This window comes from Mycobacterium hackensackense (assembly GCF_025822555.1).
Taxonomy (GTDB): domain Bacteria; phylum Actinomycetota; class Actinomycetes; order Mycobacteriales; family Mycobacteriaceae; genus Mycobacterium; species Mycobacterium fluoranthenivorans.
This window is the reverse complement of record NZ_JACKUC010000031.1, coordinates 659,130-674,302: the sequence shown is the minus strand read 5'-3', so window position 1 is coordinate 674,302 and position 15,173 is coordinate 659,130. Positions and strand designations below refer to the sequence as shown.

Genomic DNA, 15,173 nt, shown 5'->3' with positions numbered 1-15,173 from the left:
GTGCCGTGAGAACCGCAGTGGTGCGTGTGGACGTGGATCCGTTCGGGCAGCTGACGCCGGCCCGGCTTACCGAAGGCATGGCAGCGTTGCGTGAACTCGGCGCCGAGGTGGTCGAGGCCGATCTGAGTGCACTGCCGGCCGGCCGGCGCCAGGTTGAGGTGCTGGTGGCCGGCGACGATCCAGATGTGCTGACGGCAGAAGCTATCACGCTGTGCAGCAAGGCTTTCGGTACCAACCCGGTGCCGGGGGTGCTGACCTTCGTCAGTCGCGGCACCGACGACGATGCGCACGGTGTGCTGGCCGGCTTCGGATTGGCCGGCCGGGTGCAGCGTTTCCCGAGCGGCGAGGGCTGGGACATCGTGGAGGTGACGCTGTGCCGCGCCGACCTGGCCCGGGTGCCCGAGAGCCGGATCCACACCGCGCTGGAGGCATCGCTGAACAGCGAGGTGCGCATCCTGCTGGAGTAGTTCACGTCAGCTGTCCAGGAAGTCGAGAATCGCCGGCGCGGCCTGCACCCAGGTGTCGAACAAGCAGAACTTCTTCCCGCCGCTCCGGGCGAACTTCTCGCCGGCCCGCTCCCAGGCGTCCTCGGGCCACGGCGGATCGATCAAGGTGGAACCCTTGATCAGGCAGCTCACTTCGAGTGAGGTGCGCTTGGGGTGATCCCAGTCGTTCTCGCCGCCCCGGATGATCAGCGTCGGGACGGTGATGTTCTCGAACGTCTCGTCCGGTACGCCGGGGATGGTCTGGCCCGGTTTGGACACGAAGGCGTTCAGCCAGCGCAACATCACCTTGAGGAACTCGTCGTTGTCCAGCTCCAGGAAGCGCTGCCGGTTGGTGGGATTCTGATCGATACGTTCGCGCCACTCCGGCACGTGCAGCAGTCCCTTGATACCCAAACCGTGGACGGCCAGGATGCTCGGGGTGATGTAGTGCCCACCGAGCACGAACGATCCGTACACGCCGCCGACGATGTTCCACACGATCAGCTTGGTGACGATCTCCGGGTAGAGGATCGCCGTCAGAATCGAGTCCCGGGCGCCGCCGGAACCTCCGGCGATGATGCACGGCCCGACACCGAGCTTGGAGATCAGGGTGTAGAGCGTCTCGGCGCGCATGTGCGACTCGCTCTGGCCGTAGAACTGCACGTCGGACTTGCCGCAGTTCGGCCGGTCCCACAGCAGTACCCGGTAGCCGCCCTTGACCAGAGCGTTGGCCAGCGGACGCAGCCCGGGGATATCCTTGCTGAACCGTCCGCCGGGTGTCAGGGCGATGAGATCGCCTGTCTTGCCCAGTATTTCGTATACGACGTTACCGCCGTTGATCTCGATGACCTTCTCGCCCCGCTTGAGCGCGGGGCCTTCGTGGCTGGTCATGCCTGCACCAGCACATCGTTGCCGACCACCCGCACCGGGTAGGTCCGGATGCTCCACTCCGGCTTCACGGCCGTGGTGCCGGTGGCCAATTCGAATCCCCACTGGTGCCAGGGACAGAAGATGTACTCCTTGTCGCGCACCATCACGGCATCACCGGGAACGTTCTCGTCGACGACATTCAGACCGCGAGCGCGTCCGGAGCACAGCGGGCCGCCCTCGTGGGGGCAGTAGTTCGCGATCGCATAGAAAGTGCCGTTGACGTTGTACACGCCCACGCCGTGACGGCCGATGGGAACGAGTTTGTGCGTGCCGGAAGGTATTTCGTCGACGGTGGCAACAACGTGTTCGCGTCCCTGGGCAAGTCGGGGGGTCTCGTTGTCGGCCAACTCAGAACACCCGAACCTGACCCTCGAGCACCGGTACGGTGTCGGGAAGGTTGTAGGTCTCGATCGAGTTGCGGAACATGATGTTCTCGCGGGCGTACTCGGGGAGATGTTTGACCAGCCAGCGGGGGTCGTCAAAGGTCCAGTGCGGGTAGTCGCTGGAGAAGAGCAGGAGCTTGTCGCACTCCATCCATTCGAAGGCCCGGGAGAGTTCGGTCTTGTCCTCGGGGTAGTCCAACGGCTGCGTACTGAACTTGATGTGCTGCTTGACGTATTCGCTGGGTTTGCGCTTGATGTCCAGCCAGCTTTTGCGGGCTTCGTAGATGGCGTCCATCCGCCACATCAGCGGCAGGATCCAGGTGAACGCATGCTCGATGAACACGATCTTCAGGGTCGGATGCCGGTCGAAGACACCGTCGAAGATGAGGCTCATGACCTGGTTCGCGGCCAACAACGAGTACGTGACCATGAAATCGTGGTTGTAACTGGGCAGCCCGACCGGCGGGATGGGCAGCGTCTCATACACGCCGCGCGACAGATGGCAGCTCACGGGCATGTTGTATTTGGTGGCGGTCGCCCAGATCTGGTCGTAACACGGATCGCCCCAGGACGGCCGCGGTTCGGCCTTGATGAGGATCTGGGCCATGAACGGGTGTTCCGCCCACTTCTCGATCTCGGTGACGGCGCCGGGCTGGTCCTCGATGGCCACACAGATGGACCCGCGCCAGCGCTCGTGCCAGTTGTTGTGGCTGTCCAGCCAGTGATTGGCCAGCCAGATGTTGGTGGCCGTGCAGTAGGCCGATGTCGCCTCGGGCAGCCGCATCTCACCGTGGGTGGGCTCCAGGATCGCGATATCGGATCCGGCCTCCATCACCAGCTGACGCAGCGCCATATCGGGGTCACTGCAGGCGAACTCGCCGTCCGGGGGAAACGCGTCGAGGCGCATCGCGTACGCGTGTGCGTAATCGGGGGCGTCGTAGTAGATCTGCTCGCCCACTTTGTGGTTCAGGAAATACTTGCTGCGCCACGGTTCCGGGATGTATTCGACCAGCTCACCGCGTCGCGGCATGGGATGGACGTCGGAGTCGACGCACCGAACGGCGATGCGCTCGGCAGGGGCGACACGGGGTGTGGTGGTGACGGACATGGTGGTGGCCTCCTGCTCTACTGTGCGCCCGAAGCGGACGAAAAAGCCGGACTTTGAATTCCGTACAACTGCGCGGCATTGCGCCAGCACAGCTTGTCCCGTTGTTCGGCGCTGTATGCCGCCGGCACCGTCAGTTCGGCAGCGTTGTAGTGCGGGTAACTCGACCCGAACATCGTCATGTCTTCCTTGCCGGTGAACCCGAACCACTCACCCGCGAAGTCGACGTCGCCGGGCCCGTCGTACGCGCCCTGGACGAAGTACACGTGGCCCGGCAGGTAGTCGCTGGGCATCTTCGGGGCCCACGGGGTCTGCTCCAGATGCGGCCTGCCGAAGCAGTCCATCCGCCAGATGAACGGTGTCAGCATGTCGGCCGCACCGTCCGCCCAGACCATCTTGAGGTCTGGCATTCGCTCGAACACGCCCTCGGCGATCATGTTCATCAGGTGATACAGGTAGTTCAGGGACATGAAGGACAGGTACTGTTCGTACGTCCGGGCCTTGCCAGAAGGCGTGGGGGAGAACTGGATTCCCGCACCGACCTCGATGTGCACGGCGACCGGCAGACCTGCCGCTTCAGCGGCGGCCCACAGCGGCCAGAACTGGGGCTTGCCGTAGAGCTCGCGGGATTGCAGGGGTACGCCGATCTGCACGACCCGTGGGTGGTCCTGGTATTTCTCGATCTCCCGCAGCGCGCCGGCGACATCATCGGGGTTGACGCGGATGGTGCCGCGAAAGCGTTCACCGAACTCGTCGTGTTCGAGCCAGCGGGTCACCATCATGTCGTTGTGAGCCGCGGCGAGCGCGGAGCCCAGATGACGGTCGGGCATGATGCCGCGCGTCATCGGGTGCAGGACCGCCACGTCGACGCCGCGGTCGACGAACAGGTGCTCGGCCACCAGGTCGACATCGGATCCCGGGTATTCGCGGTTGGGGCCCTTGGCCTCATTCAGGTATTCGCCGCCGGGCGCGCCGTACCAGTCCATCTCGTAGTCCGGGAATCCCCGGCTGCTGAACGGTTCGCGCAGGAAGTTCTGCCGCAGGTCCTTGTTGGAGCCGAAGAAGATGTGCACGCTGGCGTCGATGACGGGCACATCCACCACACCGGAACCGTCTTCGAACCGCTTCACCGGGTCCCACCTTCCCCTCACAAGCCGGGCCGGGAACCGGCCGGAGTGGCTCCCAGTGTAGATCCTTGTTCTTCCGAATCAAGAATAATGTTCTCCAGCGGATCGCTTACATCCGCGCTGGTGGGCGTGTGTGCTGGTCAGTTGCATGGCGATTGCCGGGTGAAACCCTGCGCTGGCTGCTGGAGAATCACGACACCGTAGAGGAGAATGGTATTCTCGCCGCGTCGGGACGAGTGAGGTGGGAGGTGCCGCGTGCTGCTTGAGTTCGATGCTGACCAGCGGCTATGGCAGGAGACGGTGCGCGATGCGGTGGGCAAACAGTGCCCGGCGTCATTGGTGCGGGGAATCGCAGAGAACAAGGGGGCGCCTGAGGCCGCACTCGCACTGTGGCAGTCCTATCTGGAAGCGGGTTGGACGGAGCTGGCCGACCCGGAGAACGCGGTCGAACTGGCCATCGTGCTTGAGGAACTCGGCAGGGCGACCGACCCGACCCCATTCCTGGCGACGCTGTCGCAGTTCGCGCCGCTGGTCGGAAAGCGCTTCGACCCGTCGAAGGCCGGGGCCGCGGTCTACGACGGGGTCAGTGCAAGGTGGAGTGAACAGGGCTGGGTGCTGGATGGCACGTCGAAATTCGTGCTGGACGGTGATCGCGCCGAGCAGATCGCCGTGGTGACACCCGCCGGGGTGTTCGTGATCGACGGCGGAGCCGTCAATTCAACAGAGGTGCCAGGCATCACCTCGCGGCGACGCGATGTGTTCGACCCGGTTCTGCACGTCGCCGAAGTGACCTTCGACCGGCTGCGCGTCGAGGAGCCCGACCGGCTGGACCTCGAGCCGTCGGCGGCGTCGGCCCTGGTCGAACGGTCCCGGCACATCGCGTTGATGGGCCTGGCCATCACCATGGTCGGCGCCTGTCAGCGCGTCCTCGACCTGGCCCTTGAGCACGCCAAGAGCCGACATCAGTTCGGGGTGCCCATCGGCTCGTTCCAGGCCATCCAGCACAAGGCCACCGATATGTACGTGGCCATCGAGCGGGCACGGGCGCTGTCCTATTTCTCCGCGCTCACCATCGCCGCCGACGACCCGCGCCGTCGTATCGCCGCAGCGATGGCCAAGGCCAGTGCGGGGGAGTGCCAGTCACTGGTGTTCCAGCACGGCCTGCAGACCTTCGGGGCCATGGGCTTCACCTGGGAAAACGACCTTCAGTTCGCCTTGAAGCGGGCCAAGGCCGGCGAGCTTCTGCTCGGCGGCGCCGCAGAACACCGCGCTCTCATCGCCGAGGAGTTCGATGCAACTCGAATTTGATCCCGACGTCGAAGAATTCCGTGCCGAGTTCTCGGCCTTCCTCGACCAGCATTTGCCCTCTGCGGCAGACACCTTGGAGCGTCCGCGGTCGGTATCGCACATGCCGCAGTGGGCACGCGACTGGCAGCGCCTGCTGTTCGACAACGGCTGGCTGCTGCCGGCCCAGCCCCCGCAGTTTGGGGGCCGCAACGCATCTGTGCTGCAGACCTATGTCCATCTGGAGGAGCTGTGCCGGCGTCGGATCTACCACAGCTTCAACCCACAGGGCGTCAACATCATCGCCGCATCGTTGCTGACCTTCGGCACCGAGGAACAGAAGCAGCAGTGGGCGGTGCCGGTGCTCAAGGGGGAGCGCACCGCGTCACTGGGCATGAGCGAGCCCAGCGCGGGTTCGGATCTGGCGTCGCTGCGCACCCGAGCCGTGCTTGATTCGGGCGATGACGGGGACGTTTTCGTCGTCAACGGGCAGAAGGTGTGGACCTCCGGTGCGCACGACGCCGACTGGCTGCTGACATTCGTGCGCACCGACCCCGACGCACCCAAGCACAAGGGCATCAGCGTGCTCATCATCCCGACCGACACTCCGGGTGTGGTGTGCAGGCCGTTCGCCGATATCTGCGGTGAGGAGAACAAAGACTTCAACGAGGTCTTCTTCGCCGATGTGCGGGTGCCCGCGGAGAACCTCGTCGGCCCGCTCAACGGCGGCTGGAAGGTGGCCAACGGGTCATTGGGCCACGAGCGCACCATGATGTGGCTGGGCTTCGCGGACCGGATCGCCAACTCGATCGGCGATTTCAAGCCGTCTACGCCGCTGGAGCGTGACCAGCTGGCATCGACCATCATGGACTACCAGGCGTTGCGGCTGCTGGGTTCGGTCGGGCTGGCCAAAGCCGCTCGGGGGGAGGTCGACGTCGCCTCGGTGTCGGTGCCCAAGCTGCTGGGCGCCGAGGCCGAGCTGCGGGCGTCGAACAATGCGCTCATCGCGGCCGGTCCGGAGGGATTGATCCACCCGGCATTCAGCGGGACGTACGCCCACATGAACCTGGACCACTATTACGCGAGCTGGTTCGAGCGTTACGCGCGTAGCTTCTCGGGCACCATCGCCGGCGGCACCTCGGAGATCCAGCGCAATATCATCGCGCAGCAGGTGCTCGGCCTGCCTCGGGGCTGAGTAGCGAGGTCAGACAAACAGATTCGGCGCGCCTCGTCCAAGACGAAACGCGCCGAATCCGTTGTCGATCAGTAGTTGTTGCAGGTCGTGATGATCTGCGCGATCCCGTCGAAGTACTTCGACGCGCCCGGAGTGTTCGCGATCTGCGTCGCGGTGCGCTGGCGCTCTGCCGGGCCCGAGGCCAGGAAGTTGCGCAGCATGGCCTGCCCGACCGGCTGAGCGCTGAACTGCTGAGCCAGATCAGGCCGTTCCGCGTTCATCGCCCCGACGACCTGGTCGTAGCTGCACGTCGTGTTGACCACGGGACTCAAGTCCGGGGTCGCCGACGCGATGCCTGCGGTCAGCGGCAGCGTGGCTGCCATCCCGACCAGGGTGAGCACGATCTTCTTTCCCGACACCTTCACCATTGCCTAGATACCTTTCCCCGCCCGGACCAGTTTCCGGCGTCACACACTTTTCGTCGTTCGCGCCGGTTGCGTTACACGCTGATTTTTACAGGCTAACAGGACGGACGAGGGTGCAGAATATTCCTCTGTAAGAGGCGTCCTGAGCTGCAGCTTTGCAGATTATTCCCGGGCAGGCGCAGGTATTACCAAACTCACAGAATTCGGCACTGGCGAAATTCGCTGTTGAGCCATAGTCAGGCCGGCGGTTGCATGCTGCGCAGTGCGCGGGTCAGGTAGTCGTCCAGCAGATCGTCGCGCTCGGGCCAGTCGCCGGTGGTGATCAGCAGCGCGTAGAGGCCCAGCAGGAAGTACACGGCGCTGTTCATCGGCGTGACCGCGCTGTCGATGTCGCCGCGCCCCCGAGCCAGTTCGATCTGCTCGGTGACCAGGACGATCACCGGGTGATCCTGAACGTCCTCGGCGGGTGGCCGGGTCTGTGAGAAATGCAGCGCCAGAAAGTCCTTGAACAGAACGTCACCCAGCCTGCGTTCCAGACCCACGATCAGCCGGGCCGCTTCGCGCAACGCCGAGGCCAGATCGTCATGTGTCTTGACGAACTGCCTGAACTGCTTGGCAATCCGTTCCTCTTCGCGCCGTTCCAACTCCAGCAGGACATGTTCCTTGGTGGGGAAGTGGAAGAAGAAGGTGCCGTGCGCGACCCCTGCCGCGGCCACGATGGCGGCCACGTCGGCGGCCGCCAGACCGGAGCGCTTGAACTCGGCGATCGCTGCGCCCATCAGCCGTTCCCGGGTTTGTAGCCGCTTGGCCTCGCGCGCCGACACTTCCACCACAGCGACACAGTATCGCCTGGCCACTACCAGTCGATGACGGCGACTTCCTTGCGCTCGGTGATGGGCCGGGCGAGTTCCTGCTCATCGCAGATGCGTTGCAGGTTTTCCAGCGTCTCGTCGAGCCCGGGGCCCAGCCGCCGGCCAGGGGTGAAGGTGGCGGGCAGGTTCCGCATACCCTGGATGACACCGATGCTGTCGTAGTGCACGGTGCCCTCCGGATCGCAGACATAGTCGGGCATCCGGTCCAGCACGGCCGTCAGCATGGACTTGAAGACGGTGCGCGCCACGTTGGAGCCCACGCAACGGTGCACGCCGATGCCGAAACTGAAGTGCCGGTTGCCTTTACGGTCCATGACGATGGTGTTCGGATTCTCGAACACCGCCGGATCCCGGTTGGCCATCGCCCACGAGATCCACAGGCGCTCGCCCTCTTTGAACCGGGTGCCCGCCACCTCGACGTCAGCCGAGAAGGTGCGACCGTCGCCGGGGGCGGGTGTGAAGAAGCGTAGGAACTCCTCGGTGGCCGGATTGAGCAGGTCCTCACGTTCCCGGCTGAGCAGCTCACGCTGTTCCGGGTGCTCGCCCAGCCATTCCAGAGCGTGTGCCGTCAGAGCGGTCGTGGTGTCGAAGCCGCCACCGATGATCAAGCCCAGGTTGCCCAGGATCTCCATATCGGGGGCGGGCTCACCGTCGATGCGAAGTTGGAGCAGGGCGTTGATCAGGCCCGGCTTGGGGTTCTCCTTCATCGCGAACATGTTGGTGAGCAGGTCGATACCCATCTCGCGATGCTGTTCGTTGATCTTCGCGCGGTCGGGTGAGTGCTCGGGGGTGTACACCGACGCGTGGGTGGGCTCGCTGTAGACCTTCCACTTCTTCAGGTCCAGACCCATCATCGCCAGGGTCAGCACCGCGGGAACCACATTGGCCAGATGGTCGACGAAATCGATACGGCCGGACTCGATGTGCTCGTCGAGCGCGGCGCGGGTGATCTCGTCGACGAACGGCACCCACCGCTTGATCGCGGCCGGCGACAGGTAGGGGTTCAGCGCACCGCGGTAGGTGCTGTGGTCGGGCTCGTCCATCTCCAGGATGCCGCCGCGGACGGTGGCCGCCCGGCTGGCCAGCGGGATGCTGATGCCTTCGTAACCCGTTCCTTCACCGGTGATGTCGTGATCATTGGAGACCACGGGGCAGCGAGCCAGCTCGAAGACGTGCTTGCTGTCGGCGGCCACCCAGTGCCCGTTGTAGACGTCGGTCCACGCCATCGGGCACCGGGTCTGCATTTCCTCGGTGATCTTCTCGAACTGCAGCCGGTATTCCGGCGTGTGCCGGTCGAAATGGTAATTGTTCTTCTTGCGGTCGTCGTCAACCACGTCGTCGATGCTCACGGCGTTGTCTCCCTATGATTTTCGTGACTCAAGACGGCGGCCCTGCCGGTCATTCGATGACGATTGCCTGTTCGGGGCAGGAGTGCGCCGCTTCACGCACCGCTGCCTGCTGGTCGTCGGGGACGATGTCGGAAACCGGTGACGCGTGGCCGTCGACATCGTCGAGTTCGAACGAGTCGGGCGCGATCATCGAGCACAACGTGTGTCCCTGGCAGCGTGAACCGTCGACTGAAACCTTCACTGCGTCAGCACCTTTCCGATCAGATGTGGTAGTCGTACCACTTGAGGTAGCCACCGGCGTCGACCCGCAGCTGCATACCGGTGACGAACCGGGCCTCGTCGGAGGCCAGCCACAGCACCGCGTTGCTGATGTCGACCGGCTCGACCCACGGCACCTTCATGGCCTGCTGCACGTAGAAGACCGGCTCGGCGTCCTTGAGTTCCGGATGCTCCAGATCGGGCCGGAACGATCGGTACATCGGTTCGCTCTGCAGCATGTTCGTGTTGCAGTTGGTCGGGTGGATGACGTTGGCCCGGATCCCGCGGGGGGAGAGCTCGGTGGCCAGATAGTGCACGTATTCGGAGATCATCCGCTTGGACACCATGTAGCCCATGCCGCCGGGATCAGAACCTGGATTGGGCTTGTTGTGCGCATCCATGAGGGCGGCCGCGGACGCGGTCGCGATGATCGACGCGCCTTCGGTCAGATGCGGCAGCGCGACCTGGATGGCGTTGATGGTGCCGACCAGATTGGTGTTGATGCCGTCGGTCCAGGCCTGCATCGGTGGCTGGCCTTTCATGGCGGCGACACCAGCCTGGGCCACGACGATGTCGACCTTGCCGAACTCGGCCAGGCCGGCGTCGAGCGCCTCCTTGAGCTGGCCGGCCTCGCGGACATCGGCCTGCGCGGTGACGATGCGGCGGCCCGCCTTCTCGACGAAGCGCGCGGTCTCTTCGAGATCTTCAGGCGTGGCCAGCGGATAGCCGATGGTGTCGAGGTTCTTGCACAGGTCGACGGCGATGATGTCGGCGCCTTCTTCGGCGAGCCGGATCGCGTGGCTGCGACCCTGCCCGCGCGCGGCACCGGTGATGAATGCGACTTTTCCGGCAACCCGGCCTTCGGTGCCCGCACTGCTTCCCATCAGGAGTCCCTTCGGTTCTAAGTGTTCCGGCCGCCGTTGACGCCCAGGATCTGTCCGGTGATGTAGCTGGCTTCCTCGGAGATGAAGAAGGCGCATGCCGCTGCGATGTCCTCGGGCTTGCCCATACGCCGCACCGGGGTCTGGGCGATCTGCTTGTCGGTGTCGCCGAGAAAACCGCGATCTTCGGCCTTGCGGAGCATCGGGGTGTCGATGAAGCCCGGTGGGACGGCATTGACCGTGATCCCCACCGGCCCGTACTCCAGCGCGAGTGACTTCGTCAGTCCGTTCACCGCCGACTTCGCCGCCACATACGGCGCCATGAAGGGCTGGCCCGAATGCGTGCTGGACGACGAGATGTTGACGATGCGTCCCCAGCCGGCCTCGATCATGTCCGGCAGCACGGCCTGTACGCAGTGGAAGACGCCGTTGAGGTTGACGTCGATGACGCGCTGCCAATGCTCGAACGAGGTGTCGATGAACTTGCCGAAGCTGTCCAGGCCTGCCGCGTTGACCAGGATGGAGACTTGACCCAGCTGGGCGCGGATGGCGTTCATCGCCTCGTCGACGGCGGCCCGGTCGGTGACGTTGGCCACGAATGAGTTCGGCGCGTCAGACGGGTTGAGATCGAGGATGGCGACGTGGTAACCGTCGGCGCGGAGTCGGTTCGAAATGGCCAGCCCGATCCCGGACCCGCCGCCGGTCACGACAGCATTTTTCACCTACAAAGCCTCCTCATGTGTGGTCGCGATCTCAAGAATCAGCCTTCCGATTATGAGAACCGTACTCTCGGCCGGGTTGATCACGCAAGGTAGGCGGCGTCGCTGCGTGGAACAACAAGTAGGTCTCACGTCCAGCTTGGGTGTCTGGACTAGCGCATCTAGGTTTTCTTGCGTTCTCATCATGTGAATGTAAGATTCGCCGTTGATGAGAATGAAATTTCCATCACAGTGAGGAGCCCTTTGTGAGCGAGACCTCGACGATCACGTCTGAGAACCGGAGCGGCGCGGCCGACCGACGGATGCTGATCGACGGGCAACTGGTGGACGCGGCGCAGACCTTCGCGACACTCAACCCCGCCACCGGAGAGGTGCTGGGCCACGCGCCCGATGCTTCCGTCGCCGATGCCGAGGCGGCCGTCGCGGCCGCCCGCCGGGCCTTCGACGATTCCGGTTGGGCCACCGATGTCGCCTTGCGGATCCGCTGCCTGGAACAGTTCCACCAGGCTCTCGTCGAGCACCGCGACGAGCTGGCCGCACTGACGACGGCGGAGGTGGGCGCGACACCCGCGCTGAACCTGGGCGCTCAGCTGGATCAGCCGATCGCCATCGTGAAGTACTACACAGACCTGCTGCGCGACTACCCGCTCACCGAGGATCTGGGCAATATCGAGAGTCGGGGCGCGCTGCACCACCGTTGGGTGGAGAAGGAAGCCGCGGGCGTCGTCGCCGCGATCATCGCGTACAACTACCCCAATCAGCTGGCGCTGGCCAAGCTCGCGCCGGCGCTGGCCGCGGGGTGCACGGTGGTGCTCAAGGCCGCGCCGGACACCCCGCTGATCACGCTGGCCCTCGGTGAGTTGATCGCCCATCACACCGACATCCCGGCCGGCGTCGTCAACGTCATCAGCGGCGCGGACCCGCAGGTCGGTGCGGTACTGACCACCAGCCCGGATGTCGACATGGTCACCTTCACCGGGTCGACCCCGACCGGCCGCGCCATCATGGCGGCCGCCAGCGCCACGTTGAAGAAGGTGTTCCTGGAACTCGGCGGCAAGTCGGCGGCCATCGTGCTCGACGACGCCGATTTCGGTATGGCCGCCGTGTTCTCGGCTTTCAGCATGGTGACCCATGCCGGGCAGGGCTGCGCGCTGACCTCCCGGCTGCTGGTGCCGCGCAGTCACCATGACGAGATCGTGGAGCTGATCAAGACCAATTTCGGGCACGTCCGCTTCGGGGATCCCACCGATCCGTCCGTCTATATGGGACCGCTGATCAGTGCGAAGCAGCGCGACAAGGTCGACGCCATGGTGCAGCGCGCCGTGGCGGCCGGCGCCACGCTGGTCACCGGTGGGGAGAAGAAGGATCCGGGATTCTTCTACACCCCGACACTGCTCACGAATGTCGATCCCGACAGTGAGATCGCCCAGGAAGAGGTGTTCGGGCCGGTGCTCGTCGTCATCGCCTATGACGATGACGACGACGCGGTGGCGATCGCCAACAATTCGATCTACGGCCTGTCCGGTGCGGTGTTCGGAAGTCAGGAGCGGGCACTGGCGGTGGCCCGCAGGATCCGCACCGGCACCTTCTCCATCAACGGCGGCAACTACTTCAGCCCCGACAGCCCGTTCGGCGGGTTCAAGCAGTCGGGTATCGGTCGTGAGATGGGGGCCGCCGGGCTCGACGAGTTCCTGGAGTCGAAGACGTTCGCCACCGTGATCGGACCGGCGGCCCAGTAATGAGCAAGCCGCTGGACGGAATTCGCGTTCTCGAAGTCGCCATGTACGGGTTCGTCCCGTCGGCCGGCGCGGTGCTGGCCGAGTGGGGCGCCGATGTGATCAAGGTCGAGCACGCGGTGACGGGCGATCCGCAGCGCGGTCTGCGTCAGACCGGGCCGCTGCGCGTCGAGGGCGATCCCAACCCGAATATCGAACATGCCAATCGCGGGAAACGCAGTCTGGGCCTGGATATGTCGGTGCCCGAAGGTAAAGAGGTGCTACTGGAACTGGCGCGGCGCGCCGATGTGTTCCTGACCAGCTTCCTGCCGGGGCACCGCAAGAAGTTCGGTATCGATGTCGACGATATCCGCGCGGTGAACCCGTCCATCATCTACGCGCGCGGCAGTGCGCTCGGGCCCCGCGGTGAGGAATCCGAGAAGGGCGGCTATGACATGACCGCCTTCTGGTGCCGGGCCGGTACCGCGGCCACCATCACCCCACCGGGGGTGGAGGGCATGGTCGGTCCGCCCGGTCCCGCCTACGGTGACACCATTTCCGGCACGAACCTGGCCGGGGGTATCGCCGCAGCTTTGCTGAAGCGGGAGCGCACCGGTGCGCCTTCGGTGGTGGACGTGTCGCTGCTCGGCAGTGGCTTGTGGGCGATGGGGCACACCGTCGCGCTCACCTCGCACCTGAAGCAACGGCTGGTGGCCCAGCCGCCAGGCGTACACGGATCTCCGATCAATCCGCTCGTTGGGGTCTACGGCACTGCTGATGAACGCTACATTTCGTTCGTCATGATGCAGCCGACGAAGTTCTGGGCCGACGTGTGCCACCACGTCGACCTCCCCGAGTTGGCCGATGACCCGAGGTTCGCCACCGCCGAGTCGATCGCGGAACACACCCCCGAGGCGGTCGAGATCCTCCGCAAGGTGATGGCCACCAGGCCGCTGTCCGAGTGGAGCAAGAAGTTTGCCACGCTGGCCGGCCCGTGGGCGCCGGTGCAGGACACTCTGCAGGCCGCCGAGGACCCTCAGATCCGCGCGAACGACTACATCGTCACCGCAGGCGAGCTGGAGCTGGTGGCCAATCCGGTGCAGTTCGACGTCGTCGCGCCGCACACCGGTGGTGCGCCGGGATTCGCCGAACAGACCGAGGAGATCCTGCTGGAACTCGGACTCGACTGGGATCGCATCATCGAGCTGAAAACCGCAGGCGCAGTTACTTAACCGATCACCAGAGAGGTCCGTCGTACAGCTCATGCCCTATATCGCTGCTATCGGCACCTACCTTCCGTGCTGGGGTACTGCCCAGCACCGGGTACCCGGCGACGACGAGGATGCCATCACCCTCGCCGTCGAAGCCGGCCGTGCGGCGCTGGAATCCGGCGGGGCGGTCGAGCGCGTCGTGTTGGTGAGTCGCGACCTTCCTCTGCTGGAGAGCAGTAATGCCGCGGTGCTGCTGGCGGGCCTCGGCCTCGATTCCGAGTTGGAGGTCGACGAGCGACTCGGCGGAGCCCCCGCCGCGACCGACGCGGTCAGCTCGGCCCGGCCGCGGACCCTGATCATCGGCGTCGACCTGGAACCCGCGGGTGCCGCCGCGCTGCTGACCGCCGAGTGCGGATTACAGGTGCGCACCGCGGCCCGGGTGGCGCGCAGCCTGCCGGTACGCATCCGCACCCAGGCCGGCATCCAGGACTACGGCGATCCGCGACTGCTGCACGAGCGTGGTCTGATCGCCTCGCTGGAGGCGGCGTGGCTGGACACGCCCGCCGCGGTCGCAGGCGTGGATCACGAGCGGGCACTGGAGCTTTGCCTGCCGGACCCGCCACGGTTGCCCACCACCGGCGCCAGCGCGAGCATCTTCGCTCTGGCCGGGTTGGCGGAGACCGGCAAGACGGGTCCGCTGGTGGCCGTCGAGCAGGCCATCCTGTCCGGTATCACGGTCAGCAACGGCGTCGCCGAGACGCACCGCCGCGAGCCGACTTCCCGCGCGGTACCGGAAAGCAGGACCACGCCGGGCGTCGAGATCCCGATCTCGTTGGCCGCCTACGAGCGGGCCTTCGAGGCCAAGGTGCGCTGGGAAGCAGGAACTTTCGCGGGCAGTGACGAGCTGGATTTCCCGCCGCGGTTCCGCGTCGCCCGGGACGGATCGCTGGCGATGGACTACGAACTCGTGCCGTTGCCGCGCACCGGCAGCGTCTACACCGAGGTGACGGTGCACGTTCCGGTACCGGGTCTGCGCACACCCTATTCACTGGTCATCGTCGAACTGGACGGCGTGGGGGTACGGGCGCTGGCGAAGGTCACAGGAGTCGAGCCGGGCACCGTCGACATCGGTGATCGGGGCCGGATGGCGCTGCGGCGGGTGGCGGTGCGCTCGGGCGTGCCCGATTACGGGTATGCGTTCGTGCCCGACAGGGCTGCCGCATGAGCGCCTGCCGGCGCCGTTTCCGCAAAGATC

Annotated in this window: 16 protein-coding genes; 6 read left to right on the top strand and 10 right to left on the bottom strand. The window is 65.2% G+C overall.

Annotation, left to right across the window (positions count from 1 at the left end; genetic code table 11):
* Positions 1 to 5: 5 nt before the first annotated feature.
* Complete coding sequence (locus H7J86_RS23270; protein ID WP_090353089.1) at positions 6 to 467, top strand: hypothetical protein; 462 nt, start codon at positions 6 to 8, stop codon at positions 465 to 467.
* 6 nt (positions 468 to 473) lie between these two features.
* On the opposite strand, the gene H7J86_RS23265 is transcribed toward H7J86_RS23270, so the two are convergent.
* The 4 genes from H7J86_RS23265 to H7J86_RS23250 are packed head-to-tail and all read right to left on the bottom strand — an operon-like array spanning position 474 to position 4,033.
* Positions 474 to 1,376, bottom strand: coding sequence for an alpha/beta fold hydrolase (locus H7J86_RS23265; protein WP_267293702.1), 903 nt, complete (start codon positions 1,374 to 1,376; stop codon positions 474 to 476).
* Positions 1,373 to 1,762 carry a Rieske (2Fe-2S) protein gene (locus H7J86_RS23260; RefSeq protein ID WP_090353092.1) on the bottom strand — a complete coding sequence of 130 codons (390 nt, stop codon included), beginning with the start codon at positions 1,760 to 1,762 and terminating at the stop codon, positions 1,373 to 1,375. Before H7J86_RS23260 ends, H7J86_RS23265 begins: the two co-directional genes overlap by 4 nt.
* Before the next feature lies 1 nt (position 1,763).
* Complete coding sequence (locus tag H7J86_RS23255) at positions 1,764 to 2,906, bottom strand: amidohydrolase family protein (protein ID WP_090353094.1); 1,143 nt, start codon at positions 2,904 to 2,906, stop codon at positions 1,764 to 1,766.
* A 17-nt stretch (positions 2,907 to 2,923) separates the two neighbouring features.
* Positions 2,924 to 4,033, bottom strand: coding sequence for an amidohydrolase family protein (locus H7J86_RS23250; RefSeq protein WP_187096391.1), 1,110 nt, complete (start codon positions 4,031 to 4,033; stop codon positions 2,924 to 2,926).
* Between the two features lie 252 nt (positions 4,034 to 4,285).
* On the opposite strand from H7J86_RS23250, the gene H7J86_RS23245 reads away from it, so the two are divergent.
* Together H7J86_RS23245 and H7J86_RS23240 are read left to right on the top strand one after the other, a co-directional pair.
* Positions 4,286 to 5,338 (top strand): acyl-CoA dehydrogenase family protein, encoded by a 1,053-nt coding sequence (locus H7J86_RS23245; RefSeq protein ID WP_267293700.1) that lies wholly within the window; start codon positions 4,286 to 4,288, stop codon positions 5,336 to 5,338.
* Positions 5,322 to 6,509 carry an acyl-CoA dehydrogenase family protein gene (locus H7J86_RS23240; protein WP_267293698.1) on the top strand — a complete coding sequence of 396 codons (1,188 nt, stop codon included), beginning with the start codon at positions 5,322 to 5,324 and terminating at the stop codon, positions 6,507 to 6,509. The genes H7J86_RS23245 and H7J86_RS23240 overlap by 17 nt, the downstream gene beginning before the upstream one ends.
* A gap of 68 nt (positions 6,510 to 6,577) precedes the next feature.
* On the opposite strand, the gene H7J86_RS23235 is transcribed toward H7J86_RS23240, so the two are convergent.
* The 6 genes from H7J86_RS23235 to H7J86_RS23210 all read right to left on the bottom strand — a co-directional run bounded on the left by H7J86_RS23235 (position 6,578) and on the right by H7J86_RS23210 (position 10,995).
* Complete coding sequence (locus H7J86_RS23235) at positions 6,578 to 6,916, bottom strand: hemophore-related protein (RefSeq protein ID WP_090353098.1); 339 nt, start codon at positions 6,914 to 6,916, stop codon at positions 6,578 to 6,580.
* 233 nt (positions 6,917 to 7,149) lie between these two features.
* Complete coding sequence (locus H7J86_RS23230; RefSeq protein WP_267293926.1) at positions 7,150 to 7,692, bottom strand: TetR family transcriptional regulator; 543 nt, start codon at positions 7,690 to 7,692, stop codon at positions 7,150 to 7,152.
* 77 nt (positions 7,693 to 7,769) lie between these two features.
* The gene (locus H7J86_RS23225; protein ID WP_187096389.1) at positions 7,770 to 9,134 is read right to left on the bottom strand and encodes a cytochrome P450; all 1,365 of its coding nucleotides are present in this window, start codon (positions 9,132 to 9,134) and stop codon (positions 7,770 to 7,772) included.
* 49 nt (positions 9,135 to 9,183) lie between these two features.
* Positions 9,184 to 9,375, bottom strand: a complete 192-nt coding sequence (locus tag H7J86_RS23220; RefSeq protein ID WP_090353101.1) for a ferredoxin — start codon at positions 9,373 to 9,375, stop codon at positions 9,184 to 9,186.
* A 19-nt stretch (positions 9,376 to 9,394) separates the two neighbouring features.
* Entirely contained in the window at positions 9,395 to 10,276 is an 882-nt protein-coding gene (locus H7J86_RS23215; protein ID WP_090353103.1) for a mycofactocin-coupled SDR family oxidoreductase, read from the bottom strand.
* 17 nt (positions 10,277 to 10,293) lie between these two features.
* The gene (locus tag H7J86_RS23210; RefSeq protein ID WP_267293696.1) at positions 10,294 to 10,995 is read right to left on the bottom strand and encodes an SDR family NAD(P)-dependent oxidoreductase; all 702 of its coding nucleotides are present in this window, start codon (positions 10,993 to 10,995) and stop codon (positions 10,294 to 10,296) included.
* Positions 10,996 to 11,294: 299 nt separating this feature from the next.
* On the opposite strand from H7J86_RS23210, the gene H7J86_RS23205 reads away from it, so the two are divergent.
* The 3 genes from H7J86_RS23205 to H7J86_RS23195 are packed head-to-tail and all read left to right on the top strand — an operon-like array spanning position 11,295 to position 15,143.
* The gene (locus H7J86_RS23205) at positions 11,295 to 12,731 is read left to right on the top strand and encodes an aldehyde dehydrogenase family protein (RefSeq protein WP_276065719.1); all 1,437 of its coding nucleotides are present in this window, start codon (positions 11,295 to 11,297) and stop codon (positions 12,729 to 12,731) included.
* A complete protein-coding gene (locus H7J86_RS23200; protein ID WP_090353108.1) occupies positions 12,731 to 13,939 on the top strand; it encodes a CaiB/BaiF CoA transferase family protein in 1,209 nt (402 codons plus the stop codon). Before H7J86_RS23205 ends, H7J86_RS23200 begins: the two co-directional genes overlap by 1 nt.
* 31 nt (positions 13,940 to 13,970) lie before the next feature.
* Complete coding sequence (locus tag H7J86_RS23195) at positions 13,971 to 15,143, top strand: OB-fold domain-containing protein (RefSeq protein ID WP_267293692.1); 1,173 nt, start codon at positions 13,971 to 13,973, stop codon at positions 15,141 to 15,143.
* Positions 15,144 to 15,173: the final 30 nt, after the last annotated feature.

Bases quoted from the DNA above. Each gene is read 5' to 3' on its own strand.
- H7J86_RS23230 (WP_267293926.1), bottom strand. From the start codon at position 7,692: ATGGGCGCAGCGATCGCCGAGTTCAAGCGCTCCGGTCTGGCGGCCGCC.
- H7J86_RS23235 (WP_090353098.1), bottom strand. From the start codon at position 6,916: ATGGTGAAGGTGTCGGGAAAGAAGATCGTGCTCACCCTGGTCGGGATG.
- H7J86_RS23240 (WP_267293698.1), top strand. From the start codon at position 5,322: ATGCAACTCGAATTTGATCCCGACGTCGAAGAATTCCGTGCCGAGTTC.
- H7J86_RS23205 (WP_276065719.1), top strand. From the start codon at position 11,295: ATGCTGATCGACGGGCAACTGGTGGACGCGGCGCAGACCTTCGCGACA.
- H7J86_RS23195 (WP_267293692.1), top strand. From the start codon at position 13,971: ATGCCCTATATCGCTGCTATCGGCACCTACCTTCCGTGCTGGGGTACT.
- H7J86_RS23255 (WP_090353094.1), bottom strand. From the start codon at position 2,906: ATGTCCGTCACCACCACACCCCGTGTCGCCCCTGCCGAGCGCATCGCC.
- H7J86_RS23265 (WP_267293702.1), bottom strand. From the start codon at position 1,376: ATGACCAGCCACGAAGGCCCCGCGCTCAAGCGGGGCGAGAAGGTCATC.
- H7J86_RS23215 (WP_090353103.1), bottom strand. From the start codon at position 10,276: ATGGGAAGCAGTGCGGGCACCGAAGGCCGGGTTGCCGGAAAAGTCGCA.
- H7J86_RS23200 (WP_090353108.1), top strand. From the start codon at position 12,731: ATGAGCAAGCCGCTGGACGGAATTCGCGTTCTCGAAGTCGCCATGTAC.